This window comes from Pseudomonas sp. NPDC099000 (genome assembly GCF_044759925.1).
Classification (GTDB): domain Bacteria; phylum Pseudomonadota; class Gammaproteobacteria; order Pseudomonadales; family Pseudomonadaceae; genus Aquipseudomonas.
The window spans coordinates 2,536-5,202 of sequence record NZ_JBIWAF010000053.1 but is presented as its reverse complement, the minus strand read 5'-3'; the positions used below and the strand labels follow the sequence as shown (position 1 = coordinate 5,202).

Annotated in this window: 3 protein-coding genes and 4 tRNA genes (1 of these 7 only partly in view); all 7 read right to left on the bottom strand. The window is 52.7% G+C overall.

The window, feature by feature from the left end:
- Positions 1-89: 89 nt before the first annotated feature.
- Entirely contained in the window at positions 90-623 is a 534-nt protein-coding gene (gene nusG, locus ACIQV9_RS28835) for a transcription termination/antitermination protein NusG (RefSeq protein ID WP_007896622.1), read from the bottom strand.
- A gap of 9 nt (positions 624-632) precedes the next feature.
- Positions 633-1,001, bottom strand: coding sequence for a preprotein translocase subunit SecE (gene secE, locus ACIQV9_RS28830; protein ID WP_007984402.1), 369 nt, complete (start codon positions 999-1,001; stop codon positions 633-635).
- Between the two features lie 45 nt (positions 1,002-1,046).
- Positions 1,047-1,122: transfer RNA gene (locus ACIQV9_RS28825), tRNA-Trp, on the bottom strand.
- A 53-nt stretch (positions 1,123-1,175) separates the two neighbouring features.
- On the bottom strand, positions 1,176-2,369 hold the full coding sequence (tuf, locus tag ACIQV9_RS28820; RefSeq protein ID WP_010467251.1) for an elongation factor Tu: 1,194 nt from the start codon (positions 2,367-2,369) through the stop codon (positions 1,176-1,178).
- A gap of 83 nt (positions 2,370-2,452) precedes the next feature.
- Positions 2,453-2,528: transfer RNA gene (locus tag ACIQV9_RS28815), tRNA-Thr, on the bottom strand.
- A 26-nt stretch (positions 2,529-2,554) separates the two neighbouring features.
- Positions 2,555-2,628, bottom strand: a tRNA-Gly gene (locus ACIQV9_RS28810).
- Between the two features lie 24 nt (positions 2,629-2,652).
- Positions 2,653-2,667: transfer RNA gene (locus tag ACIQV9_RS28805), tRNA-Tyr, on the bottom strand (it continues 69 nt past the right edge of the window).

The window sequence follows — 2,667 nt, the reverse complement described above, 5'->3', positions numbered from 1 at the left end:
CTCGAAAGGCTCCCCGGTTACTTGCGCGTTTATCCCAGTGACGACAAAACCCCACAGCCTAGGGCTGCGGGGTTGGGATGCTTGTTCAGCTAGACCTTTTCGACCTGACTGAACTCTAACTCTACCGGAGTAGAGCGACCGAAAATGAGCACAGCCACTTGGATCCGACTCTTTTCGTAGTTAACTTCTTCGACCGTGCCGGTGAAATCGGCAAACGGACCGTCATTGACGCGTACCGACTCACCCGGCTCGAACAACGTCTTCGGCTTCGGCTTGTCGCTACCATCAGCAACGCGACGCAGAATCGCTTCTGCCTCTTTATCTGTGATCGGCGCAGGCTTATCAGCGGTACCGCCAATGAAACCCATCACCCGAGGAGTATCCTTGACCAAGTGCCAAGTACCCTCATTCATGTCCATCTGAACCAGCACATAACCTGGGAAGAACTTACGCTCGCTTTTGCGTTTCTGGCCATTACGCATTTCAACCACTTCTTCAGTGGGAACCAGAATTTCGCCAAAGCCATCTTCCATGCCAGCCAGCTTTACGCGCTCTACCAACGAGCGCATGACATGCTTCTCGTAACCGGAGTAAGCATGCACAACGTACCAACGCTTAGCCACGGGACACCCTTAGCCGACAATCAAGGAAACAAGCCAGCCGAGCAGGGAATCAAGCCCCCACAACAGCAACGCCATAACCAGAACAACAGCCACAACAATCAACGTGGTCTGCGTGGTTTCTTGGCGAGTTGGCCATACGACTTTACGAATCTCGGTGCGTGCTTCCTTAACCAGTACAAAGAAAGACTTGCCCTTGACTGTTTGCAGGCCTACAAAGGCAGCTACAGCAGCAATGGCGAGCAATGCAAGTACGCGGTACAGGATCGGCGAAGCAGAGAAATACTGATTGCCAACAACGCCAACAACCACCAAGGCGACTACTACAAGCCACTTGAGCAGATCGAAGCGAGAGCCTTGAGCTTCAGCTTTAGGAGTCATCTATGAAGATCCTGTGAAAAGAAAGCCAGACACACCAAGTGAATCTGGCAGGTCAGGAGGGAATCGAACCCCCAACCTACGGTTTTGGAGACCGTCGCTCTGCCAATTGAGCTACTGACCTAAAACAAAATCAGGCCGACCATTATGCCGGCCCGAAAAAGACATTACAACAATTTACTCGATAACTTTGGCTACGACACCAGCGCCGACGGTACGACCGCCTTCACGGATAGCGAAACGCAAGCCATCTTCCATCGCGATGGTTTTGATCAGAGTGACAGTCATCTGGATGTTGTCACCTGGCATTACCATTTCAACGCCTTCTGGCAATTCGCAGTTACCGGTCACATCAGTCGTACGGAAGTAGAACTGCGGACGGTAGCCTTTGAAGAATGGCGTATGACGACCACCCTCTTCCTTGCTCAGAACGTAAACCTCAGCAGTGAACTTGGTATGCGGCTTGACGGTGCCCGGCTTGACCAGAACCTGGCCACGCTCAACATCATCACGCTTGGTACCGCGCAGCAAAACGCCGCAGTTCTCGCCAGCACGACCTTCGTCGAGCAGCTTGCGAAACATCTCAACACCAGTGCAAGTAGTTTTGACAGTGTCACGCAGACCAACAATCTCAACTTCTTCCTGAATGCGGACAATGCCACGCTCAACACGACCAGTCACAACAGTGCCGCGACCGGAGATCGAGAACACATCCTCTATCGGCATCAGGAACGGCTTATCAATAGCACGCTCAGGCTGCGGAATATAAGTATCCAGAGTCTCGACCAACTTCTTGACGGCTGTGGTACCCATCTCGTTGTCGTCTTGACCATTCAACGCCATCAGCGCCGAACCGATGATGATCGGAGTGTCGTCACCCGGGAAATCGTAAGTGCTCAGCAGATCGCGCACCTCCATCTCAACCAGCTCCAGCAGCTCAGCGTCGTCAACCATGTCAGCCTTGTTCAGGAAGACAACGATGTACGGAACGCCAACCTGACGGGACAACAGGATGTGCTCACGGGTTTGCGGCATCGGACCATCAGCGGCCGAGCAAACCAGGATAGCGCCATCCATCTGAGCAGCACCGGTAATCATGTTCTTTACGTAGTCGGCGTGACCTGGGCAGTCAACGTGTGCGTAGTGACGCACGGCCGAATCGTATTCAACGTGAGCGGTGTTAATGGTGATACCACGTGCTTTTTCTTCTGGGGCGCTATCGATCTTGTCGAAATCAACCTTTGCCGAGCCGAAAACTTCGGAGCAGACACGGGTCAGCGCAGCGGTCAGGGTAGTTTTACCGTGGTCTACGTGACCAATGGTGCCTACGTTGACGTGCGGCTTATTACGTTCGAACTTTTCCTTAGCCATCGAAGCAACCCCCAGCAGAAGAATTAAACAGTAATACCAGCCATTAAAACAAAGGCAGATATTTTCATATCTGCCTTGTTATATGGAGCTCTTGAGCGGATTTGAACCGCTGACCTCACCCTTACCAAGGGTGTGCTCTACCAACTGAGCTACAAGAGCATAACGCTTTGCAGGACCTGCAAACTTGGAGCGGGTAGCGGGAATCGAACCCGCATCATCAGCTTGGAAGGCTGAGGTTCTACCACTAAACGAGCCCCGCGGAGCTTGCAGCTCTCGCTAAAAATGGTGGAGGGGGAAG